Annotated in this window: 26 protein-coding genes; 8 read left to right on the forward strand and 18 right to left on the reverse strand. The window is 27.0% G+C overall.

What is annotated here, in order from left to right; all coding sequences use genetic code 11:
- Positions 1-5 precede the first annotated feature (5 nt).
- Positions 6-437 (forward strand): MarR family winged helix-turn-helix transcriptional regulator, encoded by a 432-nt coding sequence (locus tag B0175_RS00815; protein ID WP_108526848.1) that lies wholly within the window; start codon positions 6-8, stop codon positions 435-437.
- Here the strand turns inward: B0175_RS00815 and B0175_RS00820 are convergent.
- From B0175_RS00820 to B0175_RS00835, 4 genes are read right to left on the reverse strand one after another with little or no spacing between them, the layout of a single operon-like run.
- Positions 434-877, reverse strand: coding sequence for a low molecular weight protein-tyrosine-phosphatase (locus B0175_RS00820; RefSeq protein ID WP_108526849.1), 444 nt, complete (start codon positions 875-877; stop codon positions 434-436). The genes B0175_RS00815 and B0175_RS00820 overlap by 4 nt on opposite strands.
- Positions 874-1,437, reverse strand: a complete 564-nt coding sequence (locus B0175_RS00825) for a rhomboid family intramembrane serine protease (protein ID WP_046997519.1) — start codon at positions 1,435-1,437, stop codon at positions 874-876. Before B0175_RS00825 ends, B0175_RS00820 begins: the two co-directional genes overlap by 4 nt.
- A 3-nt stretch (positions 1,438-1,440) precedes the next feature.
- On the reverse strand, positions 1,441-3,858 hold the full coding sequence (lon, locus tag B0175_RS00830; RefSeq protein WP_108526850.1) for an endopeptidase La: 2,418 nt from the start codon (positions 3,856-3,858) through the stop codon (positions 1,441-1,443).
- A 41-nt stretch (positions 3,859-3,899) separates the two neighbouring features.
- Positions 3,900-4,553, reverse strand: a complete 654-nt coding sequence (locus B0175_RS00835) for an outer membrane protein assembly factor BamD (protein ID WP_108526851.1) — start codon at positions 4,551-4,553, stop codon at positions 3,900-3,902.
- Between the two features lie 96 nt (positions 4,554-4,649).
- Here B0175_RS00835 and B0175_RS00840 point away from each other — a divergent pair, with 96 nt between their 5' ends.
- The 4 genes from B0175_RS00840 to B0175_RS00855 are packed head-to-tail and all read left to right on the forward strand — an operon-like array spanning position 4,650 to position 6,336.
- A complete protein-coding gene (locus tag B0175_RS00840; RefSeq protein WP_108526852.1) occupies positions 4,650-5,414 on the forward strand; it encodes a pyrroline-5-carboxylate reductase in 765 nt (254 codons plus the stop codon).
- On the forward strand, positions 5,401-5,688 hold the full coding sequence (locus B0175_RS00845; RefSeq protein ID WP_108526853.1) for a type IV pilus modification PilV family protein: 288 nt from the start codon (positions 5,401-5,403) through the stop codon (positions 5,686-5,688). Before B0175_RS00840 ends, B0175_RS00845 begins: the two co-directional genes overlap by 14 nt.
- The gene (locus B0175_RS00850) at positions 5,678-6,019 is read left to right on the forward strand and encodes a hypothetical protein (protein WP_108526854.1); all 342 of its coding nucleotides are present in this window, start codon (positions 5,678-5,680) and stop codon (positions 6,017-6,019) included. Before B0175_RS00845 ends, B0175_RS00850 begins: the two co-directional genes overlap by 11 nt.
- Positions 6,016-6,336 (forward strand): hypothetical protein, encoded by a 321-nt coding sequence (locus tag B0175_RS00855; RefSeq protein ID WP_046995109.1) that lies wholly within the window; start codon positions 6,016-6,018, stop codon positions 6,334-6,336. The genes B0175_RS00850 and B0175_RS00855 overlap by 4 nt, the downstream gene beginning before the upstream one ends.
- Here the strand turns inward: B0175_RS00855 and B0175_RS00860 are convergent.
- Complete coding sequence (locus tag B0175_RS00860) at positions 6,326-6,925, reverse strand: non-canonical purine NTP pyrophosphatase (protein ID WP_108526855.1); 600 nt, start codon at positions 6,923-6,925, stop codon at positions 6,326-6,328. The genes B0175_RS00855 and B0175_RS00860 overlap by 11 nt on opposite strands.
- Before the next feature lie 77 nt (positions 6,926-7,002).
- On the opposite strand from B0175_RS00860, the gene B0175_RS00865 reads away from it, so the two are divergent.
- Together B0175_RS00865 and B0175_RS00870 are read left to right on the forward strand one after the other, a co-directional pair.
- Entirely contained in the window at positions 7,003-8,316 is a 1,314-nt protein-coding gene (locus B0175_RS00865; RefSeq protein ID WP_108526856.1) for an MFS transporter, read from the forward strand.
- A gap of 6 nt (positions 8,317-8,322) precedes the next feature.
- Positions 8,323-9,177: a LapD/MoxY N-terminal periplasmic domain-containing protein gene (locus B0175_RS00870; RefSeq protein WP_108526857.1), complete on the forward strand. Its 855-nt coding sequence runs from the start codon at positions 8,323-8,325 to the stop codon at positions 9,175-9,177.
- 18 nt (positions 9,178-9,195) lie between these two features.
- On the opposite strand, the gene B0175_RS00875 is transcribed toward B0175_RS00870, so the two are convergent.
- The 5 genes from B0175_RS00875 to B0175_RS00895 form a co-directional block, all read right to left on the reverse strand.
- A complete protein-coding gene (locus B0175_RS00875; RefSeq protein ID WP_108526858.1) occupies positions 9,196-10,266 on the reverse strand; it encodes a hypothetical protein in 1,071 nt (356 codons plus the stop codon).
- A 158-nt stretch (positions 10,267-10,424) separates the two neighbouring features.
- Positions 10,425-13,040 carry a valine--tRNA ligase gene (locus B0175_RS00880; protein WP_108526859.1) on the reverse strand — a complete coding sequence of 872 codons (2,616 nt, stop codon included), beginning with the start codon at positions 13,038-13,040 and terminating at the stop codon, positions 10,425-10,427.
- 101 nt (positions 13,041-13,141) lie between these two features.
- Positions 13,142-14,308 carry a cation:proton antiporter gene (locus B0175_RS00885; protein ID WP_108526860.1) on the reverse strand — a complete coding sequence of 389 codons (1,167 nt, stop codon included), beginning with the start codon at positions 14,306-14,308 and terminating at the stop codon, positions 13,142-13,144.
- 46 nt (positions 14,309-14,354) lie between these two features.
- The gene (locus tag B0175_RS00890) at positions 14,355-16,400 is read right to left on the reverse strand and encodes an ATP-dependent helicase (RefSeq protein WP_108526861.1); all 2,046 of its coding nucleotides are present in this window, start codon (positions 16,398-16,400) and stop codon (positions 14,355-14,357) included.
- A 252-nt stretch (positions 16,401-16,652) separates the two neighbouring features.
- On the reverse strand, positions 16,653-17,861 hold the full coding sequence (locus B0175_RS00895; RefSeq protein WP_108526862.1) for an NnrS family protein: 1,209 nt from the start codon (positions 17,859-17,861) through the stop codon (positions 16,653-16,655).
- Between the two features lie 82 nt (positions 17,862-17,943).
- Between B0175_RS00895 and B0175_RS00900 the strand changes: the two genes are divergently transcribed.
- Positions 17,944-18,918, forward strand: a complete 975-nt coding sequence (locus B0175_RS00900) for an arsenic resistance protein (RefSeq protein WP_108526863.1) — start codon at positions 17,944-17,946, stop codon at positions 18,916-18,918.
- A 23-nt stretch (positions 18,919-18,941) separates the two neighbouring features.
- On the opposite strand, the gene B0175_RS00905 is transcribed toward B0175_RS00900, so the two are convergent.
- The 8 genes from B0175_RS00905 to amrA form a co-directional block, all read right to left on the reverse strand.
- Positions 18,942-19,670 (reverse strand): tetratricopeptide repeat protein, encoded by a 729-nt coding sequence (locus B0175_RS00905; protein ID WP_108526864.1) that lies wholly within the window; start codon positions 19,668-19,670, stop codon positions 18,942-18,944.
- A gap of 112 nt (positions 19,671-19,782) precedes the next feature.
- Positions 19,783-20,322, reverse strand: coding sequence for a thiol peroxidase Prx-SUH (prx-suh, locus tag B0175_RS00910; protein WP_004510623.1), 540 nt, complete (start codon positions 20,320-20,322; stop codon positions 19,783-19,785).
- An 80-nt stretch (positions 20,323-20,402) separates the two neighbouring features.
- Positions 20,403-21,227, reverse strand: a complete 825-nt coding sequence (locus B0175_RS00915) for a CvfB family protein (RefSeq protein WP_108526865.1) — start codon at positions 21,225-21,227, stop codon at positions 20,403-20,405.
- 21 nt (positions 21,228-21,248) lie between these two features.
- Positions 21,249-22,049, reverse strand: coding sequence for a metal ABC transporter permease (locus B0175_RS00920; protein ID WP_108526866.1), 801 nt, complete (start codon positions 22,047-22,049; stop codon positions 21,249-21,251).
- Positions 22,050-22,059: 10 nt separating this feature from the next.
- Positions 22,060-22,800, reverse strand: coding sequence for a metal ABC transporter ATP-binding protein (locus B0175_RS00925; RefSeq protein ID WP_108526867.1), 741 nt, complete (start codon positions 22,798-22,800; stop codon positions 22,060-22,062).
- Positions 22,801-22,856: 56 nt separating this feature from the next.
- Positions 22,857-23,603: an ElyC/SanA/YdcF family protein gene (locus B0175_RS00930; protein ID WP_108526868.1), complete on the reverse strand. Its 747-nt coding sequence runs from the start codon at positions 23,601-23,603 to the stop codon at positions 22,857-22,859.
- Entirely contained in the window at positions 23,604-24,389 is a 786-nt protein-coding gene (gene amrB / locus B0175_RS00935) for an AmmeMemoRadiSam system protein B (RefSeq protein ID WP_108526869.1), read from the reverse strand.
- Positions 24,386-24,928: an AmmeMemoRadiSam system protein A gene (gene amrA, locus B0175_RS00940; protein WP_108526870.1), complete on the reverse strand. Its 543-nt coding sequence runs from the start codon at positions 24,926-24,928 to the stop codon at positions 24,386-24,388. Before amrA ends, amrB begins: the two co-directional genes overlap by 4 nt.
- Position 24,929: the final 1 nt, after the last annotated feature.

Here is a 24,929-nt window from a genome sequence, read left to right on the forward strand (position 1 = left end):
AAAATATGAAAAATAAAGAATTTGATTTCTCTAAAATGATTTGCTTTTTATTGAATTCAACATCAAATGCAATGATTAGAGAATATAGACCTCATCTAGAAGAATTTCAACTAACTTATGCTCAATATTTAGTGATGATGACACTTTGGAACAATGATAATATACTGATAAAAGATATAAGCAAAGAGACATTTTTTGATTCGGCTACACTAACACCTATTTTAAAAAGATTAGAAGAAAAGTCTTATATTATCAGAACTCAATCATTAAGCGATGAACGAGGGAAAATAATAAAATTAACAAAAGAAGGGAAAGATTTGAAAGATAAAACAGCTCATATTTTCAAAAATATGGAGTGTAAAATTGAACTAAGTAGTGAAGAACAAGAAGATATTATTAAAATTTGTAACAAAATATTATCTAAATTAGGTAACTAAATTTTGTCTTTTATTAAGTTCTTAACACAAGTTTCAATCATAGAATAAACATTTTTAAAATCTTCAAAATCTCTAAAGTAGTATGGATCAGGAACACAAGCTCCTTTATATCCAAAATCTCCAAGTTTTAGGGGATTTTTACAACCTAAATTCTTCAAATCTTTTAAGTTATTATCATCAAGTGCAATAACTAAATCAAACTTTTGAAAATCATCTTTTTTCACTTGTCTTGCTTTTTGTTTTGATATATCAACACCATTTAACAATGCAACTTTTATTGAGTTTTCACAAGGAGCTTCACCAATATGCCAAGAACCAGTTCCAGCACTATCTACTAAAATATCAAGTTGTTTTTTATTTATATATTCTTGTGCAATACCATGAGCTAAAGGAGAACGACAAATGTTTCCTAAACATACAAATAAAATTGATTTTTTCATCTTTTGTATTTTTTTAAAAGTATAGATTTATCAATTATTGCATAAATAAATCCAATAGCTAGTCCAATAAAGTGAGCATACCAAGCAATAGGAAGTCCAATAAGTAAAGGAGCAACAGAGATTAGTAAAATCCAAGTTATAATTCCACTTCTTTGAACTTTATCAAAGTATGCAACATATCCTAAAATAGCACAAATCGCTCCACTTGCTCCTACTAAATTTACAGTAATATCTAAAAAAAAGATATATAAAAATGAGAAAAGAGAAGTTAAAACTCCTGTTATTAAATACAATAAAACAAAAGCTTTTGCACCTCTTGATCTTTCTACATAATTACCAAATTGCCAAAGTACAAACATATTCATAGCTAAGTGAGCGATTCCACCGTGAGAAAACATAGAAGTTAGTGGTTGCCAATAAAAACCACCAATCAAAAAGTATAAATTTAATCCAAATAGTAAACTTCCTTGTTGTACATTTATTTGGATTAAATAAAATAAAACTGTAATTATAATAATTACATTTGTTGCTGTAAAATCTTTTTTACTAAAGTTTAGCATCTATTAAACTAAAGCCTCTTTTAAAACATCTTCTATTGTATCAACAGCTTTTATTTCCATTGCATTTTTTACTTCATCTGGAATTTCATCCAAATCTCTATCAAAATTTTTTCTAGGAACTAAAGCTTTTTTCATTTTTGCTTTATATGCTGCGATTAATTTCTCTTTTAATCCACCAATTGGTAAAACTTTACCAGAAAGTGTAAGTTCTCCTGTCATTGCAACATCTGCTTTTATAGCTTTATCACTTAAAATTGAAGCTATTGCAAGTGCCATAGTTATACCTGCACTTGGTCCATCTTTTGGTGTTGCACCTTCTGGAATATGTAAGTGAATATCATATCTTTTATATATTTCACTACAATCAAGCTTTTCATTTTCCTCTTCTTCTTTTACAGATTTAGGAATAATTTTTTCATCAATTTTTAGAACTTTATTATCTATTAAAACTTTTACAACAGAATATGAAATTCTTGAAGACTCTTTCATTACATCACCAAGATTTCCTGTAACAGTTAGATTTCCTTTTCCTTTTAGCTTAATTGCTTCGATTTTTAAAACATCTCCACCAACTGCTGTCCAAGCTAATCCATTTGCAATTCCAATAGAATTTTTCTTTTCAGCTGGGTCAATTTCAAAAATTGGATTATCTAAATAAGCTTTTAAATCTTTTGTTCCAATAGTTACTTTTTCTATTGTTGAGTCATTTAAAATTTGTTTTACAACTTTTCTAAATATTTTAGAAAAAGTTCTTCTTAAATTTCTAACTCCAGCCTCTCTTGTATATTTTGATATGATTAATTCAATAGTTGCTTTATTGATACTTACTTCCGTTTTTTTAAGTCCATGTTTTTCTAACTCTTGAGGAATCAGATAATCTTTTGCAATATGATATTTTTCTTCTGGAGTATAAGAAGATATCTCTATAAATTCCATTCTATCTCTTAAAGGTGCTGGAATTCTTCTTGCATCATTTGCTGTTGAAACAAATATAACTTGAGATAAATCAATTGGAAAGTTTAAATATAAATCTCTAAATTCATGGTTCTGTTCTGGGTCTAAAATTTCTAACATTACAGCTGTTGGATCACCTCTATGATTAGAACCAAGTTTATCAATCTCATCTAAAACCATAACTGGATTCATTTTTTTTGCATCAATCAAACCTTTAACTAATCTTCCTGGCATTGCTCCAACGTAAGTTCTTCTATGTCCTCTAAGTTCATTTACATCTTCCATTCCACCTAAAGCTACTCTTATTAAAGGTCGTTTTAGCGCTTGAGAAATAGAGTTTGCTAAAGAAGTTTTACCAACTCCTGGAGGTCCTACAAAACATAAAACAGTACCTTTTGATTTTAAATCTTCAATATTTCTTTGCTCTAAAAGTTGTTTTACTGCAAAATATTCACTAATTCTCTCTTTTGCTTTTATCAAAGAGTAATGATCTTTATTTAGCTGCTCTTCTACATTTTTTACAGAAATTTTTTCGTTTGCATATTCTCCAAAAGGAATATCTAAAACTTGTTCAACATAAGTTTGAAGTAAAGATGCATCAGGAGAATCAGGATTCATTCTACTTAATTTATCAAGTTGTCTTTTAGTCTCTTTATAAGCCTCTTTATCCATAAACTCTTTTTTAGCTTTTAATCTTTTTTTATAAGATTTTATCTCTATTTCTTTTTGATTATCTGTTCCAAGTTCTTTTTGGATAGCTTTTATTTGCTCTTTTAAAAAATAATCTTTATGTGTTTTTTCTATTTTTGAGTTTACTTTTTGAGTAATTTCTTTTTGGATTTTAAATGATTCTATCTCTTTTTTAATAACTTCTATAATATCAAATAATCTTTGTTCAATATTTGTTTGAGAAAATAGTTTATAAGCTTCTTCTTTTTTTACTTTTAAAACTGAAGATATCAAATCTGCAATTCTTACTGGATCATCATTTTCTTCTATAGTTTTTACTAAATCAGCAGGAAATTTAATATTTAATTTTGATAATTTTTTTACATTTTCTATTAATACTTCGATTACAGATTTTATACTTTCTTCATTTGGTTCTTCATTTTTTAAAGTATCAACATTTACAAAAAGCGGTTGCTCACTTGCAAAATCTAAAATTTTTCCTTTAGTTAAACCTTGGAAAAGCACTTTTATTTTACCATCAGGCAAAGATACTTTTCTCATAATATTTCCTACAACTCCAACATCATAAAAAGAGTCTTTTTCTCTTTTACCCTCTTTTGATGCTTTAGAAACTGTAACCATAACTAATTTATTATGTTCTATTGCATACTCAACAGCTTTTATATTTTGCTCATTACTTAAAAATAAAGGAGCAATCATAAAAGGGTATAAAAATATATCATCTTCAATAATTAGTGGTATAGTTTGTGGAAATTCTTCATAATTTTTTAATTCCATATTTTAATTCAACTCCTAAAATTCATAAATCGTATTAAATTTTATTCAAAAATAGATCTATAAAATGGTACTTTTACAGGTTCAATTTCAGAATTATCAACCCAAGATTCTTTTACTTTTTCTTCATAGAACTCTGTTCCAAGTGGTTTGTCTCTTCTTGTGTAAAGCTCAGAAATTTCTTGATCAAAACTTGCTTTTGACATATATAATCTTGAATTTATAGTGTCAACTAAAGGCATATATGGTGAGTTTTTGTATTTTTCTTTAAACTCTTGAATTTGAGTTAAAGTATCATCTATTAGTTGTTGATCTCTAAATTGATATTTAAATCCTAAAAAATTTGCTTTGATTTTTAAATATCTTGCATAGTCAATATCTTTGCTTAGTCCAAATTTTTTGATGTATTCATCTAAATAAAAATTTGCTAAAGCATACTCTTCTTCTTCGATATGAGCATTTACTAAAATCATAATTGCTGTCGGAATATATGGTGAATTTCTATGTTCACTTTCTAATGATGTATATGTATCATCAGCTTCATCTAAATCTCCTGATGCTATTTGTTTCATCATTTTATTGTACCAATATAAGGCTGGTTTATTATATTCTTGTTCACTTTTAGAAGAACAACCTGTAAATACAAAAGTAGCACAAGTAACTAATAACAAACCTTTTAGCTTCAAACTTTTTATCATTCTAATATCCTTTATCATAAAAAAGACATTCTATCTAATTACAGCTTAGGAATTATCTGCTATAATAAAACAAACTATTTCAAAAAAGGAATATAGATGAAGCTTACACTAATAGGTAATGGTATTATGGCTCAAGCATTGGCTAAAGGACTTGTAAAAAAGTACGAAGTTGAGATGATTGGAAGGGATATTGAAAAATTAAAAATTATTCAAGAGAAAATACCTCAAATAACAATAAAACAACTAGAAGATAAAGAAGATATCACAGATAAAACTGTTATATTTTGTGTAAAACCTTATGCTTTAGAAAGTGTTTCTGTGAGACTTATTGGAAGTGCGAATATATTATTATCTATTTTAGCTGGAACAAAACTTGATTTTTTAAAAAAACAGATTAAAGCTACTCATTATATTAGAACTATGCCAAATATTGCTGCATCAGTTCATAATTCTATGACAACAATTACTGGTGATGCTGAATCAAAAGCTATTGCTATGGAGATTTTTTCTTGTATTGGAGAAGCTCTTTGGGTAAATACAGAAACTCAACTTGATATTGCAAGTGCAATTACAGGTTCTGGTCCTGCATTTTTAGCATTAATCGCTGAAAGTTTAGCGGATGGAGCAGTAAAAGCTGGATTAGAAAGACATCTAAGTGCGCATTTAGTTCAAGGATTATTTAGTGGAACTGCTTCACTTTTAAGACACTCTCATCCAGCAGTTATAAAAGATTCTGTTATGAGTCCAGGTGGAACAACAGCAGCAGGATTTGCTCAACTTGAAGAGGCTGGAGTAAGAAGTGCTATGATAAAAGCGGTTGAAAGCTCTTTTAACAAAGCATTAAAACTTGCAGAAAAATAGTTTTACTTTAATTGAAACATTAGTTAGTATCACTCTTTTGCTTATCGTAATAATTGGGTTTAAATACTCAACTTATTATGATGAAAACTCTTCAAAAAACTTTATGTCGCTAAATAATTTAGAAAATCTATTTGATACAAAAAATTATGGAAGTTTTCAAAACTCAGCTAAAACTTTACAACTTACTATAAACAAAGAAACTATTGAAAATATAACTGTTACAAAATATCAATTTGAAAATGAAAATATAAAGCTTTTTAAGTATGAAAAATAGTTTTTCACTTCTTGAAATAATCATAACTTTGATAATCTCTTCGATAGTTATAATATATTCGACACTTTTTACAAAAGAATTAAGTTTAGAAAATAGATATAATCAAGAGTTAGAAATTGATAAAATAAATTTTTTAGCAACAAAAGTTTTTATAGAAAAAAATAAATACAATATTTCAAATCTACAATTTTCAAATGGTAATTTATATTTTGAAAATAATCTTTTATTAAAAGATGTAAAAGAGTTTAGTATTACGAAAACTTCAAAACAAATATCTGTTTATATAAATTTTAAAGATAAGATTATTCAAACTTGGGAATTTAGTTTATGAAAAAAGCTTATACACTTTTGATTACTATTGTGTTAATCTCTACTTTTTCATATTTAGGTGTTTTGATTTTAGAGACAAAAGCCTTAAAAAATCAAAATTTATCAAACCAATATTTATATATTCAAGCAAAAAATCATCTAAATTTTTTTGAAGATTTTGTAAAAGATTATGATTTAAAAGATATAACTCACCTTCAAATTGAAGATGAATTATTTGATATTTATGCGACTAAACTTATTGATTCAAATATTGTAGATATTTTCGTAAAAGCAAAAGATTTTGATATTTCAATCCATAAACAAATTATTAAAGAATAACTTCTAAAACTTTCATTGCAAGTTTTAAAGCTTTACTTCTATGAGAAAACTCTTTTTTAACTTCTTCATCTAACTCACCTAATGTTTTATCATATCCATTTGGAATAAACATAGGGTCATATCCAAAGCCATTTGTTCCTATCTCTTTATTTAAAACTTCACCATACATCCAACCATGAACTGTATAAACTTCATTTTTATAAACTATTGCAATACAAGCTGTATAAAAAGCAGGAGTTTTTTCTAAACCTAATTTATTTAATTCAGCTTTTAATTTTTCGTTGTTCTTTTTATCACTTGCATTAAGTCCTGCATATCTAGCACTATAAACTCCTGGAGCATTTCCTAAAACAGGAACACTAATTCCTGAATCATCTGAAATCACAACAACATCACCAAAATTAATTTTTTGAAGTTCATCATATATTGTTTGTGCTTTTTTTATAGCGTTACCTTTAAAAGTATCTTTATCTTCATCAATTTCAATTTTTCCTAAAATTTCACTAAATGCTACTATTTCATCATTTGGAAGAAGTCTTTCGAACTCTTTTATTTTTCCCTTATTTGCTGAGGCTAAAACGATTTTCAATCTTTGTCCTTTTTATACTAGTTATTATCGAATTTTTTATATAATAAACCAAAATTATAATATATTTAGGATTATTAATGATTAAATCTGTAATGCCTTTGAGTTTTATCATAGCCCTTAGATTCTTTGGACTTTTTATTGTATTACCAGTTATTTCTGTATATGCTTTATCTTTAGATGGTGCAAATGCAACTTTAGTTGGTATCGTTGTTGGTGGTTATGCTTTAACACAAGTTGTTTTTCAAGTTCCTTTTGGAGTAATGAGTGATAAATTAGGAAGAAAAGGTACAATCATAACTGGACTTTTACTTTTTGCTACTGGTTCGCTAATCTGTGCTGTTGCGACTGATATTTATACTTTGATGTTAGGTCGTCTTTTACAAGGTTCTGGTGCTATTGGAGCAGTTGTAACTGCTATGATAAGTGATTTAGTAAAAGAACACGAAAGATCAAAAGCTATGGCTTTAATGGGTTCTTTTATAGGACTTGCTTTTGCAATAGCAATGTTAGCTGGACCATTAATTGGTGGATTTATAGGTGTTCCAGTTCTATTTTATATTACTATGTTTTTAGCTCTTATTTCTATTTACATTTTAGTAAAAAAAGTTCCAAATCCTCCAATAATAACTCACACATATAATGACAAATTAAGATTATCAGATGTTTTAGGAAATGCAAATATTGCAAGAATGAACATTACAAACTTTTTACAAAAAGCTTTAATGACATTTGCATTTTTAGTAATTCCTATCATCTTAACAAAAACTTATGGTTGGGAGAAAAAAGAGCTTTGGTATGTTTATCTTCCTGCTATGATATTTGGACTTTTATCTATGGCACCTGCTGCTATTATTGCAGAAAAGAAAGGTAAATTCAAAGAGATTTTAGCTCTTGGAATTTTATTTTTTATAATTTCATATTTAGTTATAGGATTTAGTTCTAGTTCGGTTGTTTTTGTAATTGGTGTAGTTATATTCTTTATTGGTTTTAATATGCACGAACCAATCATGCAATCACTTGCTTCAAAATTTGCAAAAGTACACCAAAGAGGAAGTGTTTTAGGAGTATTTAATTCATTTGGATATTTAGGAACATTTGTTGGTGGACTTTTAGGTGGAATTATGCTTGATAACCTCAATTTATCAACATTTTCTATTATTATCGCTGTTATTTGTGTTTTATGGGCAATCCTAATTTTGACTATGCCAAATCCATCAAAAACAAAATCTTTGTATTTAAGTTTAGATGAATACAAACTTGAAAATAGTGGAAAACTAAATCAAAATGATGCAATAGATGAGTGGTACATAAATAATACAGAAAATATTATTGCCATAAAATATAGTGATGAAAAGATTGGAGAAGAAGAGATTAAAAATCTTTTAAAGTGATGAAATATGTTTAAATCAAAACTTTTATATATAATTTTATCTATTTTTTCTCTTACATTTTTTGTATGGGATTTTTGGGTAAATTTTGAAAAGATGAAAGAAGATACTATTTCTTCATCTTTATTAAAAACAAAAACTACTTCGATTTATCTACAAGAAAATCTAAAAAAATTTTTAGAAGATAAAACAAATCCTGAAATTTTATCTATTGTAAATCAAACTTTTAATAGTGACTTTAAAAGTATTAAAGTTGATAATAGTACATTTGAAATAAAAGAAGAAGATTTAGTAAAAGCTTCAAATGACTTGGATAAAAATCAACTTTGGGAAGTTACAGATGCTGCTATTGATGAAACTCTTGGAAGATTTGTGATGAGTACGCAAAGTGATGATTTTGCAAAAGAGTTATTAACTTTAAATGGTTCTATTCCAAATGAAGATAATAAATCTATCGTTCCAAGTCAAGATATATATACTTTTTTACCAAATAAAAATTTCAAAAATCAAAATAGCCTTACGATAAAATTTAAAGCAACAAATCAATTTGAAAAAGTTGTAGATACACAAGCAACTATCTCTTTTGACAAAACTTTGGCACAAGTTTCTAATGATAATGTGAATTATACAACTCCTTTGTGGTTTAAAGAGTTAGTTCCAATATATCTTGAAGAACAAGCAAATGACATAAGTAATAGTTGGAAATCAAATGCTACAATCTATGTAAATACAAACATAGAGAAAGTATATTTTGAGCTTTATGAAAAAGTAAAGGAGAAGTTTTTTGATAATCTTTTATGGTTTTTTGTAACTATTTTAGGATTGTTTGGTTTTAGATTTTTATATGTTTTTTTAAAAAGATAAGTTTTTAGACTTATCTTTTTAAACTACTATATCGATAGAATTTACAACTCCAAGACCTGAACCATCTTCTTTAATAAAAATTCCATTACTTTTTTGTATAGCTTGAGTATTAAAAATACTGTCTTTATAAACAAATCCGCTTTGAATGTCTCCAAGATAAATAGCTCCTACATTTGCATCAAGTAATGAAATTAACGAACTATTTCCACTTTCATCAATACTCCAAATTTTTAACTTATTAAAAACTTCATCAGCTTCATCAATGAAGCCATTTTTATCATTATCATATTTTGCTAATTCTTTAAATCCATCATTTGTTTGAGGACCAAAAAGTTCACTTCCATTATCAATAGTTCCATTATTATTTTTGTCTAAAGCTAAATACCCTGCGCCAGATTTTAAATATGGAATCATTTCTGCTTGTTCATCACTATTCAAATCAAAAGCAAATTTTAGTGAACTAATATTTTCAAAAGGATTAATATCTTCTCCAAAGTTTATAATTAATGGATCAATAAAAGCTTCATCTCCAATAACTATTCTAGTGTTAGTTGATTCATAAAACTCTTTAGAAAAAGATATATCTAAATTCATTTCATAACTTTTATTTGGTGTATTAAATTTCACTTTCGCCGAAAAATCAATACTTTGTTTTGCATAATATTCTTCAGTTGTTTCAAATACTATGGCTTTTAATTTTCCATCATTATTAAGCTCATTAGTATATGGATTTTTAAAAAAATTATTTGGAAAATTTGTAGTTGAATTTTCTTTATTTGTATTTAGCATTTTTTGAGGATATAAAGATATTTTTTGATTTGAGAATTGCTCTAGCAGCATTTCAATAATCAACTTCTTTATTCTATCTTCAGGACTTAAATCTTCTTCGTAATTATATACTGCTCTACTTGATTGTGTATATGTACTACTATATTCGTATTGAAAATTTAATTGAAAAGCCTCTTTAGTATTTTTTATATCATTTGAATTCGTTTCAGCATAAAATTTTTTTGTGCTTTGGCTAATTGATTGTTTAGAAATATTTTGTGATTGTGAATATAGTTCTACTTGTGAATCTTTTATAATCATATACATATCCTTTTATCTAATATTAAGAATTGTATATGAAATGCATTAAATTGTCAAGCCTATTTCAAAAGTAAATTATTAGTATTGTTAGTAAAAAAGAAATCATTTCTAAATATTACATATTTAGAAACGATAAAAAAGTTATATTTTTAGACTATTTAATTCAAACTTTTAAGTTCAGTCTCTATTTTTTCAAGTCTAGTTTTTACTTCTTCTAATGCTTTTTTATTTTCTTCTATTACATTAGCAGGAGCATTTGCAACAAATCTTTCATTTGATAACATACCATTTAGTTTATCAAACTCTTTTTGTGCTTTTTCTTGTTGTTTAGTCAATTTATCAATGATTGGTTTCATATCAATTTCACTTGTTGGAAGATATACTTCTAAGTTATTTGAAACATCAGTGATACTATTTTCAACTTTTGCATCTACAAACTCAACACTATCAACTTTTGCAAGTTTTTCAATAAATGGTTTTGCAACGGCTGTATCAATTGATTTATCAAGTTTTATATATGCTTTTGCAATTTTTGAGTTACCCATATCTATGATAACTTTAGCACGTCTTATTGCAGTAATTGCTTCTTCGATAACAGCAAACATCTCTTCGATTTTATCATCTTTTTTAACATCTTTAGGGAAGTTCATAATCATTAAAGATTCACCCTCTTCTAAAGAAGTTCCACTTAATTTGTGATATAAATAATCACTAATAAACGGCATAAATGGAGAAACCATTTTTAAAGTCTCTTTGAAAATTGCCCCAAGTTCAACAATACTATCTTTACTAGCTTTTGAATACTCAATTCCCCAATCACAAAATTCAGTCCATACAAATCTATATAAAACTGAAGCTGCTTCATTAAATTTATAAGATTCTAATGCACCTCTTACTTCATCAATAGCATCACTTAGTCTACTTTGCATATAAAGTCCAAGAGGAGATTTAATTTCAATATCTTTTAAATCAGGGAATGTATCAACATTTAGGCTTAAGAAATTAGATGCATTATAAAGTTTATTTGTAAAGTTTCTAAATTGCTCTAAGTTTTTTGCACCAAGTTTAATATCTCTTCCTTGAACTGCTAAATATGCAAGTGTAAATCTGATGATATCAGCACTATGCTCTTCAACCATATCAAGTGGATCGATTACATTTCCTTTCGATTTAGACATTTTTGCACCATGTTCGTCACGTACTAGTGCATGCATATAAATATCTTTAAATGGTAATTCACCTCTAAAGTGTTCACCCATCATCATCATTCTAGCTACCCAAAAGAACATAATATCAAAACCAGTAATTAATAAAGAGTTTGGATAAAAATCTTTTAAATCTGATTCGTTAAATGTTCCTTGCATATTTCCATTATTTCCCCAACCAAGTGGTGAAAATGCCCAAAGAGCAGAACTAAACCAAGTATCAAGAACATCTGGATCTTGGTGAATATTTTTACTTGAACAATGTGGACAAGCTTCTGGCTCGTCTTTTTTATCTGCCCATTGGTGTCCGCAATCATCACAATAGAATACTGGAATTCTATGTCCCCACCAAAGTTGTCTAGAGATACACCAATCTCTTAACTCATCCATCCAAGCTCTATATGAATTTAACCAATGACTTGGGTGAAATTTAGTTTCACCAGCATAAGTTTTTTCAATTGATTTTGCTGCAACTTCTTTTCGTACAAACCATTGTTTAGAGATATATGGTTCAACAATATTTTTACATCTGTAACAATGCCCTACTTGATGAACATGCTCTTCAATTTTTACTATAAATCCCTCATCTTGAAGTTTTTTTACAATAATTGGTCGTGCTTCTAATCTTTCAAGTCCAGCAAACTCTCCACAATAGTCATTTAAAATACCTTTTTCATCAAAACAAGTAATAAATTCTAAATCGTGACGTTTACCTACTTCGTAGTCGTTTTGGTCATGAGCAGGAGTAACTTTTACAACACCTGTTCCAAATTCCATATCAACATGCTCATCAGTAATTACTTTGATTTTTCTTGTCGTTAAAGGAAGTACAACTTCTTTTCCAACTATAGCTTTATATCTTTCATCATTTGGATGAACCATAATAGCTGTATCTCCAAAGTATGTTTCAGGTCTAGTTGTTGCAACTGTTACGTATCCGCTTCCATCTGCAAAATGATAGTTCATATGATAAAATTTACCTTGAACTTCATCATGTTCAACTTCGATATCTGATAACGCACCATCGTGTGTACACCAGTTAACCATATAGTTATTTTGAACAATCATTCCTTCATTGTATAGATGAACAAAAGCTTCTTTTACAGCCTCTTTTAATCCTTCATCCATAGTAAATCGCTCTCTAGACCAAGCTGGACTTACTCCTAACTTTCTCATTTGATGAACTATAGTTCCACCTGAGAACTCTTTCCATTTCCAAACTCTTTCTAGAAATTTCTCACGTCCTAGTTCTTCTTTTGTAGTACCCTCAGCTAAAAGTTGTTTTTCAACAACATTTTGAGTTGCAATACCTGCGTGGTCAGTTCCAGGTTGCCAAAGCGTTTTGAAACCATCCATTCTTTTATATCTTGTAATAATATCTTGTAATGTAAATGTAAGTGCATGCCCAATATGTAAACTACCTGTTACATTTGGTGGTGGCATCATAATAGCAAAGTTTTTTCCCGCTTCTTGAATAGATTTATTTCCATCTATTTCAAAATATCCTCTACTTTCCCAAATCTTATAAAAACTATCTTCTACCTTTGATGGTTCATATTTTTCACTCATTAAAAATCCTATAATTTTTTTGAAATAAGTTAGATTATATCTAGTTTTTACTTATAAATAGTGGTACGAGATTTTGAAGGAAATAGAGTTAAAAACTCTATTTATATTTTTGTAGCTTTCATATCAAAAGTTTTGTATAACTTTCTAATTAAAAGCATAAGAATAAGACCATCAGCCATACTAGCAATAATAAATGAAAAATATTCAGCTTGAGAAATAAGTCCATAATTATATGAAAGCATTGCTATTGCAACCATAAAAGTTAAAGGCATAGAATCACTGAGTGCAAAAAGCATTGTTTGTTTAAATTTTAAATAATTATAAAAAACTAAATAAGAACTAATAAGTCTAATCACTATTATCGCACATATTATAAAAATAGAATGATGTAAAATATCTAGAGTTACCATATCTAATTTTACAGTTGAACCTGTATATATAAAGAATATTGGTGCAAAAAAACCATAACCAAAAGATTCTATTTTTTCTAATAATTCATATTTTTGGTTAAAAAACATCTTAAAGAAAATTCCTGTTGTAAATGCTCCTAAAACAACATCTATTTTAAGTATCAGCATAATTGAAACAAAAATTAAAAGTAAAGACAAAGAAAATCTTATATCTTGGTCATGCTTATCATTTTGATTTTCTGGAATAATAAAGTTCTTTATTTCTGGAAACCACCAAAAAATAACATATGAGATTCTAAGAAGAAGTACTATTCCAACAATAACAGAAAGTATAGTTAAAATCGAATAGAAGAAGCTACTTGTAAATCCATATTCTGTCCAACCACTAAATAAAGTTAAGGCTAAAATACTAATGATTTCTCCAACAACCCCAATTGATAAGGCAAGATTTAGCCAAGGTTGCTCTTTTCCATACTCTTTTATCAGCATCATTATCATACCCAAAGAGAAAATTGGAAGAGCTACAAAATACGTAAGTCCTAAATCAAACAACCAACAAACAAGTCCAGAGATTGTATATAATAAAATAAAATAAAGTATTACATTTACAGCCAAAGTTGCTTTTATGATTTTTACAAGCTTAAAGTTTATTTCAAGTCCTGCTAGAAACATCAAATATACAAATCCAAATTTAGCAACTAATTTTAGAGTTTCATCATCATAAATTAAACCTAAATATCCACAAAGTAATCCCAAAGTTATCTCTACAACAACAACTGGTGTTTTTATCATTTTTGAGATAATTGGAGATGCCATAATTATCATACATACTGTTATTATTAAAATAATTTTTTCCATTTTCTACCTAAAAAAATATTTATATTCTATTATAATTGACTTAAAGTTAAGAATTTTCTTCTTCATTTATAGCCATTCCTGCTTCTTTTAAAAAGGGACTTGCTACAAATGTCATCTTTTTTATTTTGTCATATTTTGCATAAGATAAATACAAAATATCTTTCGCACGCGTCACTGCAACATAAAAAAGTCTTCGTTCTTCTTCTAAACTTCCACCTTTACTCATAAGTTTTCTATTTGGAAATCTTCCATCCATTAAATCTATTACATAAACTTCTTTAAACTCTAAACCTTTACTTGCGTGAATAGAAAGTAGATTTACACCCTCACCTTCACTCATTTCGCTTCCACCTAAAATCATAGAGTTTATAAACTTCGATAAATCATTAAAATTTCTTGCTAGATTTTTTAAAAGCATCGCTTTTCTATTTATTTTTGCTAATGCTTTTGTTTTTTGAATATCGTTTATTGTTCCATCTTTTTGTGTTGCTCTTTTTGTTGCTAAAAAATCTTTTAGTTTTGAATAAGCCATCGAAGAAGATATACTTGCAACTAATGTTTCAGGAATTTTTGTTCTTCTTAAATGTTTTAAAAGTAAATAAATATCATAAAGATATTTTCCACCATCAACACTTAACTTTGGATGTTTTAATATAGGATTACTTAAAAATGTCTCTTCAAAGTTACAATCTTTAAATTTTGAAATTGAACCTAACTCTATAAAATCATCAAAAAGTCCTAATTGTTGATTTTTTACTTTTGTTTCATAAGGATTTGAGATATCAATTCTAGGTTGAAATAATCCTCTTATAATATCTCCATCACCAAGTTTAATTAAAGCATCAAAAATATCTTTTGCGATAGCTTTTCCTATTCCTTTTCCATGTTCAACTATATGAATAAATGCCATCATATCATTGTGAGATACTTGCATCACTAAGATATCAAGTATAAATTTTACTTCAACTGAGTCAAAAAAGCTCATTCCACCTTTTCTTTTAGCTGCAATTCCAAATTCTCTTAAATTTGCTTCTATTCCATCTGCACTTGAGTTATTTCTATATATTATTGCTATTTCACTATGAGGTGTTTGACTTTTTGAAATAAGTTGCGAAATATATTCATATTGTGAAAAAAGTTCATTAAAAGCCAAAAGTTTTGGTTTATAAATATCTTCTTTTCTTACAACTTCGAGTTTTTTTTCATAAACTCTTTCATTAAACTCTATAACTTTTGTTGCTAAATCCAAAATAGGTTTTGTTGAACGATAGTTTTTTCTTAAAGTAAAAACATTTGCATCTTTGTATCTTGTTGAGAATGTAGAGATTATTCCTATATCAGAACCATTAAAAGCATAAATACTTTGGTCATAATCTCCAACACAAAAAAGTGATTTTGGTCTAAAAGAATCAAGAAGTCTTCCTTGAAGAGGATTTGTATCTTGGTATTCATCAACAAGTATCTCTTTAAAATCAAAATCTTTCTCTTTTAAAATTTTAAGCATAGTTGTGAGTAAATCATCAAAGTTTACATAACCATATTTTGTTTTTAGTTCGTTAAATTCATCAACAACATCTTCATAAATCAAAGTATATATTTCATGAGAAGAGTTTTTTGATACTATCCAAGAAGCAAAATCTTCTCCATCATTTGAATTTAAATATAAAGAGTACATATCATATAAATATCCACCATCATAAGGTGCTACCTCATCACTTCTATCAAAAAAAACTCTTTTTTCATATATTGATTTGAAAAGTGTTTTTAGTTCATTTGGTTGTTTTAAAGTAATATTTACATTTAGTTCTTTTAGAAGTTTATATGAAACAGAGTGAAAAGTTCCCGCCATAATCTCTTTTGCTATATCTTTTCCAAAAAATTTTGCAACTCTATTTATCATTTCTGCTGCTGCTTTATTTGTAAAAGTTAAAAGTAAAATCTCTTTTGGATTTATCCCACTATTTAATAAATAAGCAATTCTTCCAACAATTGTTGAAGTTTTTCCTGTTCCTGCACTTGCAATTATAAGGTTAAATCCTTGATGGCAAGTTGCTGCTTGTAATTGTTCTTGATTTAGATTTGATAAAGGCATAAAAATTAATCGTTTGTGTGTTTAAAAAGTGAAATCATTTGGGAATACTAACATAAAAGGTTTAAAAAGATAGAAAAGAAAAAAGGACGCCTAGGGGAAGCGTCCTTTTTCACACAAGGAAACATAAAAAATTATCTATTTAAGAAATCTCATCTTAAAATACTCATATGAATAAGTTGCTCAATTACTTATCCATAAAAAAATTATAGTAACTCACAATTAACTAAAATCCAACCATAAATTAACAAAGAGTTAATTGGTATTCCACTTTTTTTCTTTTTCAAGTAATATAGTTATATACTTGCTAGACCAAACAGCTAAAAGAAGGACAAAGATTGTAGCTGTAAGATTTATAAAGAATATATAATCAGAATCAAAATTTATACTAATAGAAGAAAAAATTCTAAGTAGTACAACAAATTGCATAACAATAAATATAAAAGTTGCAAATTTATTTGCGATAATTACTTTTCCAGAATGTCCTAAAATAACTCTTGTTCCAAAACCAAGAAGCAATGTTACAAAATACCCTAAAGCTAAAGTATGAATAACAGCTTTTTCAAAATAAAAATTTGGAGCAACAAATGCAAAGACACTTTCTGTTATAGAAATAAAAAAAGCAACAACTATCCAATAAAGTCCAAGATATAAAACCCAAACAATAGAAGGAACTTTAAATAATGGTAATTTCCATCTTATCAACTCTTTTGTTATCACATATAAAAGTGGAATATCAGCAATAAGATTTAATTTTGCATTTTCAAAAGACAATAAAAAAACTTTTAAAACTAATAATAAAAAGATTGTTTGAACTATTTTAGGGCTTTTATTTATCACATAATTTGGAGCTTTTGCTGTTGTAAAAAAAGGAATCATTCTTTGAGCAATAGTAAAAATAATCATAAACAAAAAAAGATAAAATCCACTATTAATCGAAAGTTTTGAGAAAAAATATGAATTTATAAAATCTAAATTTGAAACCAAAAACACAAAATGAGAAATAAGTCCTACAAAAAAAGCTATTAAAACCCATTTTGTATCTTCTTTTACTTTAATAACACTTTTTTTATGAATATTATAAAGAAGATTAAAACTAAGAATTTGTGCAATTAAAAGTAAAACTTGAAAAACAATAGTGATTTTAGAATAAAAGATTAAACTTAAAAATATTCCTAAACTTGAAATAAAATATATATAAAATAGTCGCATATAATCTTTTGAAGCAATTTCACTTTGCATCAAAAATTTTGGGAAAACAACAAATAAAAAGCCTAAAAAAAACTGAATAAAAACAACAAATACCAAACTATAAGCATGATATACAAGTAATGGCGCTTGAATATCTAAAATACTTGAATAAATCAAAATAAATAACATCATAAAAAGAGCAAAAAATAAAACACCATTTACAAAAAAAGGCTGATGTGGCTGTGAGGTAAATTTTTTGTACCAAGAAAGCATAAATTCTCCTAAATTTTTTATTTGATTTTAGCTATTATAAATATCAATATCATTGATTTAAAACAATAAAATAAAGGTTTTTATGAATTTATTAAAAATAAAAAATTTATTAGAAAATTATCAAATAAATATCTATTTTACAACTATTGCAATTGCAATATTGATTACTTTTTGTATTCCAAATACATCATATCTTGAAACAGCAATCAATCCAGCTTTAGCACTAATGCTATTTGTAACTTTTTTGCAAGTTCCTATATCAGAGCTAACTTCTGCCTTTAAAAATATTAAATTTATTTTTGCTTTGCTTTTTTCAAACTTTATTATTATTCCAATTATTGTTTTTGGTCTTATACAATTTTTACCAGATAATCCACTTTTAAAATTGGGAGTTTTGTTTGTTTTATTAACTCCTTGTATTGATTATGTTGTTACATTTTCACACCTAGGAAAAGCAAATGCAAAACTTCTTCTTAGTTCAACTCCCATTTTATTGATAGTTCAAATGGCATTATTACCAATTTATCTAAACATTTTTTTAGGAGAAGAAGCTTCTTTACTTGTAGAAATTTCACCATTTATTGAAGCATTTATTTTTTTGATTCTAATTCCATTTTCTCTTGCAACTATATTTCAAATTTGGTCTAAAAAAAGTAATTTTGGAGAAAAAATCGTAGATGTATTTAATATTTTACCAGTTCCATCAACTGCTTTAGTTCTATTTATTGTTATTTTAGCTGTTGTTCCACGATTAAGTTTAGCAATAAATGATATTTTGTATGTTATTCCTATTTATGTGGTATTTGCAATTATTGCTCCAATGATTGGGATAAGTGTAGGAAAACTATTCAAATTAAAAAAAGAGGAAAAAGTTTCAGTAGCTTTTAGTTCATCAACAAGAAACTCTTTAGTTATTTTACCTTTAGCATTAGCAGTACCAAATGCTTTGCCACTACTTCCAGCAGTTATTGTAACTCAAACATTTGTAGAATTAATAGCTGAAATAATTTATATTCGTATTTTTACAAAGTTAGATAAAAAAGGCAATTTCAACTAAATAGTTGAATTGCCTTTTTTAATTTATTTATTGAGATTATTGTGAGCTTTACAAGCTTCATCAAAATTCATATCGCAAGCTCTTCTAAAATACTCTTTTGCATTTGCACTATTTTTTGCAAAGAACTTACCATCACTATACATAATTCCAAGATTATAACAAGCTGATGCATTTCCTAAATCACAAGCTTTTATATATAAGTTTGCAGCTTTTAAAGGTGCTTTTTCAACTCCATCTTCATTTTGGTATTTTACAGCTAAGTTATAACAAGCTTTTGCATGATTTAAATCACAAGCTTTTGTTAAAAATTCAACTGCTTTAAAAGTATGCCTTTCAACTCCATCACCAGTTTCATACATAGTTCCAAGATTATAACAAGCTGCACTAATTCCTTGATTACAAAGTTTTTCATATAGTTCAACAGCTTTAAAAGAGTCTTTTACTTCTTGTGCATTTTCATACATATAAGCCAAATTGTAACAAGCATTTGTATGTCCTAAATCACAAGCTTTTGAAAAAAGTTGTACTGCTTTTGGATAATTTTTCGCAATTTTATCACCTTTGTAATACATAAGTCCTAGATTATAACAACCAGAACTTGCACCTTCATTACAACTGTTTTGAAAAATATTTGCAGCTTCTAAAACATTTCCTTTTTCTAACTCTTCAAATCCATCATTTACAACTGAAGCATTTAACGTTAAAAACCCTAAACTCAATAAAAGCATCATTTTAAATAAATTTTTGAACATAATTTCTCCTTTATAAAAAATTATTATTGTACATATTATAACTATTTTTGGTTAATCGAAAGAAAAAAAAGAGGAATATAAAAGTTTAAAGCCACAAAAGTGGCTTTAAAAATTAGTGACAACTTCCACAACAAGAAGTTGATGTAGCACCTTTTGCAGCTTCTAAAACTGCATCATAATCTGGTTCAGCTGTAATTTCTGGAACTATTTGTTTATAAACAATTTTTCCTGAAGCATTTATGATAAATATTGCTCGAGCTGTAAGTCCAGATAATGGTCCATTTGCTTGTAAAACACCATAAGATTTTGCAAAAGCTTTTGCTCTAAAATCTGATCCAACTTTTAAGTTTTCTATTCCTTCTGTTGTACAGAATCTTTTCATAGCAAATGGTAAATCCATAGAAACTACAATAACTTCTGCATTTTCAATTTTTGCTGCTTCGCTATTAAATCTTCTAGTTTCAGTTGCACAAACACCTGTATCTAAAGAAGGAACAACTACAATAACTTGAGCTTTTCCATTTTGTCCACCAATAGTAATATCACTTAAATCTTGTCCTACAACTGTAACAACTGGAGCAATATCACCAACATTTAATTCTGTACCATTTAAAGTTACTTCAAGTTCACCTTTAAATTTTACTGTTGCCATTTATAAATCCTTTATTAATATATTTTTGAAATTATAGTCAAATCGGATAAAAATACTCTTATTCTAAATCAAGATATTTTTTATTTTATCCTTATGCAATTTTCTTCTAAAATTATTTTATTTTCACTTAAAAGTTTTGTTAAAGATGCTTTAAAAGATTTTTTACTTATTCCAAAAACTTCTTTTATATCTTCTGCTTCACTTTTATATGTAAAATTCAGTTCTCCACCATTATTTTCTAAAACTTCAAAAACTTTATCATCTACTATTTTTTGACCTATTTTTTGTAAAGAAATATCAAGTTTATTGTCTTCTCTCACATTTTTTACATAAGCTCTTTTTTTATCACCAATTTTTAAATTTTCAAAAACTTCACTATGGAAAATCATACCTTCATAACGATTATTTACAATTACTTTATAACCTAATGGTGTTTTAGAATAAAGGATTATTTCTACTTCATCATTTTTTTCTAAGTTTCTTATTTTTTTTAATAAATCATATTTTTCAGAAGCTATAAGTCTATTTGTTTTTTCATCTAATTGTAATTGTAAAACTTTGTATGAACCAACATTAAAACTACTTTTTTGTCTATTTTTTGGAACTAAAATATCTTTTGGTAAACCAATATCAACAAATGCCCCAAATTTTGCAGTATCTACAACTTTTAAAAAAGCAAATTCATGTAGATATAAATATGGTTTAAGAGTAGTTGCTACAAGTCTATCTTCACTATCTGTATAAATAAACACATCTAACAAACTATCAACTAACATTGATTTTTCAACATAAGCATTTGGCAATAAAACTTCTGTTTCATCGCCACTTATCAAATAAATTCCTGGTTCACTTACTCTATTTACTTTTAAAGTATTTATTTTTCCTATTTCTATTTTTTCATTCATTTTGGTCTTTCCGATTTTTTTTTATTTTTTTAATTTCAAAAGTTTTACAACTCCTAAAATCACAACTGCCACCATAATAATACTTGCACCTGAACTAATATCATAAAGGTATGAAACAATAAGTCCAATAATAGTGAATATTGTAGCTAAAATAGCGCTAATTATCATCATATTTGAAAGTCTACTTGCAAAAGTTTCTGCTAAATAAGTAGGAATTGTAAGAAGTGCAATAACAAGTATAAGTCCAACTGCTTTAATTGCAGCAACAACACAAAGTGCTGATAAAATCAAAATTAAAGTATAAAAAAACTCTACATTTATTCCTCTAAGACTTGCAAATTCACTATCATATGAAACTGCAAGTATTTGTTTATAAAAAAATACAACAATTGCAATTATAAAAATATCTAAAAGAGTCATATAAATTATATCTTGATGTGAAACTGCAATAATACTTCCAAACAAATAACTCATCAAATCTACATTATAGCCAGGAGTTAAATCCACAAAAATAATTCCTATTGCCATACCACTTGCCCACATCATACCAATAATAGCATCAATTCTTGTTCTATTTTTTAAAGTTATAAAAGCGATTAAAATAGCTGTAATCACTGCAAAAATTGTTGCTCCTAAAAGTACAGGAATTCCTAAATAAATAGCAAGTCCAATTCCACCATAAGAACTATGAGCTATTCCACCTGTTAGAAATGTAACTTTATTTACAACTACAAGTGAACCTATAATTCCAGCTGCAATAGAGATTAAAATTCCTGAAATCAAAGCATTTTGAATAAAATCATATTGTAAAACTTCAAACATTTTTTATCCTTTAATGACTATGATTACAACAAATTTGAGTTTTACCTAAAGCTGAAAGAAGTTCAACTTCGCATAAGTGTTCATTTTGTGTTGTTAAATTTTTTTGTACATTTTCTAAAGAGTGATAAACTATATTTTTATTTATGTGTGCTACTTTTTTTGCATAATTTAATAAAACTGAAATATCATGGCTTATAACAACAACACATATTTGTTTATTTAACCCTTGTAATAAATCATATATTTCTTGTTGTCCTTTTACATCTATACTTGCTGTTGGTTCATCTAAAAGTAGAATTTTAGGATTTGAACAAAGTGCTCGTGCTATAAAAACTCTTTGCCTTTGTCCCCCACTTAAATCTCCAATTTTAGAGTTTGCGTATGCGCTCATTCCAACTTGTTCCAAAGATAATTTGGCACAAGCTATATCCTCTTTTGAATATCCAAATAATTTTCTTTTTGAAGTTATATGTCCCATTAAAACAATTTCAAGTGCCGTTATAGGAAAATCCATATTTAAGTTTGTATTTTGGGGAACATATCCCATTTGGCTTGTTTTAATATTTTTTATTATTGTTCCACTTTGAGGTTCTAATAAACCTAAAATGAGTTTTAAAAGAGTTGATTTTCCACCACCATTTGGTCCAATAATAGCCAAAAAATCATCACTTTTGATAGATAAATTTATATTTTCTAATACATTTGTTTTCTGATATTTAAAAGATAAATTGCTTATATTTATTAATTCCACTAAAAACCTTAATTTGCAACTTTGTTGCAATTTTATCTAAATGTGGATTAATCTTTCTAAATTTCACCTTTTGCATATGAATAAATCATTCCTAAATATTCGTGGAATGCTAACTCAACTTTTTTGATATTTGTTGCATTAAAATATGAAGTTGGATAAGTGCTTGTAAAAAATTTATGATTTGTAGGACTAGCAATTATATTTAAGTCTTCTTTTTCAAACAACATAACGGCTCTTTTCATGTGACTTGCTGTTGTTACAAGAATAAGTTTTTGATTTCCTACTATTTTTTTAGCTTCGATTGCTTCTTCTTTTGTATCTTTTGGAGTATCAAGAGTAATAATATCTGCTTCATTTACTCCTAAACTTATTGCTAATTTTTTTTGCATTTGAGCATGAGAGTTTACATCATCAAAACTATAACCTGAAACTATTAATTTTGAATTTTCTAAGTTTTTATAGTGTCTTATACCTTCAATAAGTCTATTTATAGCTGTTGTATTTAATTCAGAAGTTATAGGAAAATTATCATTTGTTTTATGTCCATTTCCTAAAACTAAAATATATTTTATATCTTTTGGTGTCTCTTTTAATGCTGGATAAGCATTTTCAAGGGGAGATATAATCATATTTGAAATAGTTTGATTTGATAAAAGGGCAAACCACAAAAATCCTAAAACTAAAAATATTTTTGCTTTTTCATATGAGTTTTTTAGTAAAAAAAACAAAGCTAAAAAAAGTAGAATAAGTCCTATTGGAATGGGTAAAAAGAAGGCTGAAATAATTTTTTTTAAAACAAACATTTAATCTCCTATAAGTGCTGATGTATATCCAACAACTCTACTTTTATCATTTGAAAAATTTGCACTTGTACAATAATGTAAAACTTTTGTTTTCAATTTATTTTTAATTGAAAAATCAATTATGGATTCTAATCCAGTTTTTCCACAAGCTTCACAATGGTTAAAAAGTTCTAAATTTTGTTTTTCAATAGCATTTAAACAAATATTATCTAGTTTTTGTGCTTCTTCTTGAGTATAAAAATGACTCAAGTCAGAACTTATAACTATTAGATTTTCATCATTCTTTAAAATATCTTCTATCACTTTTTCTAAATCTTTGTAATCGATATCACCATAAACTATCTCAACTATTTTGATATCTTCAAAATAATGTCTTATAAAAGGCATTTGAGTTTCAGTTGAATGTTCAAATTCACATTCAGCATCAAAATTTAAAAAATCAAATTTATTTATAAGTTTTTGACTAAAATCTTTATCTATTTTTAAATTTCCTAATGGAGTTTCATACTCATCATAAAGTGCTACGCTAGCTCCATTTAAAAAAACTCTATGAGATACTCCAATAATAATAACTCTTTTAAAACTTTTTTTGCAAGCCAATTTATAAGCTAAATTTGCAGTAAATCCGCTATAAACATATCCAGCATGAGGGACAATAATAGCTTTAATATTTTCAAAACCATTTAGCTTTAAATCAACACTATTAAAATGTTCTATATATTTTAAGATTTCATCTTTATCATTTGGATAAAAACTTCCACTAACAACTGCTTTCCTTATAGTCATTTTATTTTTTTCACTTCATAAATAAAAATTTGTGGATGAAAATCTAAATCTATCTCAAAACTTCCTTTATGACAAAGATGAGCAAAAAAATCTTCAAAAGTTGGAAGTTGTTCCCAAACTTGTGGTAAAAAAGTGCTTTTTCTACCATGATATTGCAAAATTACTCCATGAATATTTGGTTTTAGTTTTGATTTTAAATCTTCTAAATCTTTATATATTATTTCAATAGGTGCTGTTAAAATAGAAATTTCAATATTTATTTTTTCAAATTCTTCTAAACTTAATTCATAAAATCTTGGATCTTCGAAAGCAGCGGCATAAGAGTTAGAAATCAAATCATCAAGCAAACTTCTATATGCATAAAGTGTGCCAATACAACCACGAAGTTGTCCATCTAAAGTTAAAGTTACAAAAGTAGCACCAATATTCTTAAGTTTTGGAAAATCTTTTAAAAGTTTTTCTTTATCTATCAATATACTTTCATCAAATCTTTTTTGAATAGCTTTCTTTGCAATATCTAATAAAACTTGATTTTCCATC

This window comes from Arcobacter lacus (genome assembly GCF_003063295.1).
Lineage (GTDB): Bacteria > Campylobacterota > Campylobacteria > Campylobacterales > Arcobacteraceae > Aliarcobacter > Aliarcobacter lacus.

What these genes read in the sequence shown, in the direction of transcription:
- B0175_RS00815 (WP_108526848.1), top strand. Translation starts at nt 6, where the DNA reads ATGAAAAATAAAGAATTTGATTTCTCTAAAATGATTTGCTTTTTATTG.
- B0175_RS00820 (WP_108526849.1), bottom strand. Translation starts at nt 877, where the DNA reads ATGAAAAAATCAATTTTATTTGTATGTTTAGGAAACATTTGTCGTTCT.
- B0175_RS00825 (WP_046997519.1), bottom strand. Translation starts at nt 1,437, where the DNA reads ATGCTAAACTTTAGTAAAAAAGATTTTACAGCAACAAATGTAATTATT.
- lon (WP_108526850.1), bottom strand. Translation starts at nt 3,858, where the DNA reads ATGGAATTAAAAAATTATGAAGAATTTCCACAAACTATACCACTAATT.
- B0175_RS00835 (WP_108526851.1), bottom strand. Translation starts at nt 4,553, where the DNA reads ATGATAAAAAGTTTGAAGCTAAAAGGTTTGTTATTAGTTACTTGTGCT.
- B0175_RS00840 (WP_108526852.1), top strand. Translation starts at nt 4,650, where the DNA reads ATGAAGCTTACACTAATAGGTAATGGTATTATGGCTCAAGCATTGGCT.
- B0175_RS00850 (WP_108526854.1), top strand. Translation starts at nt 5,678, where the DNA reads ATGAAAAATAGTTTTTCACTTCTTGAAATAATCATAACTTTGATAATC.
- B0175_RS00855 (WP_046995109.1), top strand. Translation starts at nt 6,016, where the DNA reads ATGAAAAAAGCTTATACACTTTTGATTACTATTGTGTTAATCTCTACT.
- B0175_RS00865 (WP_108526856.1), top strand. Translation starts at nt 7,003, where the DNA reads ATGATTAAATCTGTAATGCCTTTGAGTTTTATCATAGCCCTTAGATTC.
- B0175_RS00870 (WP_108526857.1), top strand. Translation starts at nt 8,323, where the DNA reads ATGTTTAAATCAAAACTTTTATATATAATTTTATCTATTTTTTCTCTT.
- B0175_RS00875 (WP_108526858.1), bottom strand. Translation starts at nt 10,266, where the DNA reads ATGATTATAAAAGATTCACAAGTAGAACTATATTCACAATCACAAAAT.
- B0175_RS00880 (WP_108526859.1), bottom strand. Translation starts at nt 13,040, where the DNA reads ATGAGTGAAAAATATGAACCATCAAAGGTAGAAGATAGTTTTTATAAG.
- B0175_RS00885 (WP_108526860.1), bottom strand. Translation starts at nt 14,308, where the DNA reads ATGGAAAAAATTATTTTAATAATAACAGTATGTATGATAATTATGGCA.
- B0175_RS00890 (WP_108526861.1), bottom strand. Translation starts at nt 16,400, where the DNA reads ATGCCTTTATCAAATCTAAATCAAGAACAATTACAAGCAGCAACTTGC.
- B0175_RS00895 (WP_108526862.1), bottom strand. Translation starts at nt 17,861, where the DNA reads ATGCTTTCTTGGTACAAAAAATTTACCTCACAGCCACATCAGCCTTTT.
- B0175_RS00900 (WP_108526863.1), top strand. Translation starts at nt 17,944, where the DNA reads ATGAATTTATTAAAAATAAAAAATTTATTAGAAAATTATCAAATAAAT.
- B0175_RS00905 (WP_108526864.1), bottom strand. Translation starts at nt 19,670, where the DNA reads ATGTTCAAAAATTTATTTAAAATGATGCTTTTATTGAGTTTAGGGTTT.
- prx-suh (WP_004510623.1), bottom strand. Translation starts at nt 20,322, where the DNA reads ATGGCAACAGTAAAATTTAAAGGTGAACTTGAAGTAACTTTAAATGGT.
- B0175_RS00915 (WP_108526865.1), bottom strand. Translation starts at nt 21,227, where the DNA reads ATGAATGAAAAAATAGAAATAGGAAAAATAAATACTTTAAAAGTAAAT.
- B0175_RS00920 (WP_108526866.1), bottom strand. Translation starts at nt 22,049, where the DNA reads ATGTTTGAAGTTTTACAATATGATTTTATTCAAAATGCTTTGATTTCA.
- B0175_RS00930 (WP_108526868.1), bottom strand. Translation starts at nt 23,603, where the DNA reads ATGTTTGTTTTAAAAAAAATTATTTCAGCCTTCTTTTTACCCATTCCA.
- amrB (WP_108526869.1), bottom strand. Translation starts at nt 24,389, where the DNA reads ATGACTATAAGGAAAGCAGTTGTTAGTGGAAGTTTTTATCCAAATGAT.
- amrA (WP_108526870.1), bottom strand. Translation starts at nt 24,928, where the DNA reads ATGGAAAATCAAGTTTTATTAGATATTGCAAAGAAAGCTATTCAAAAA.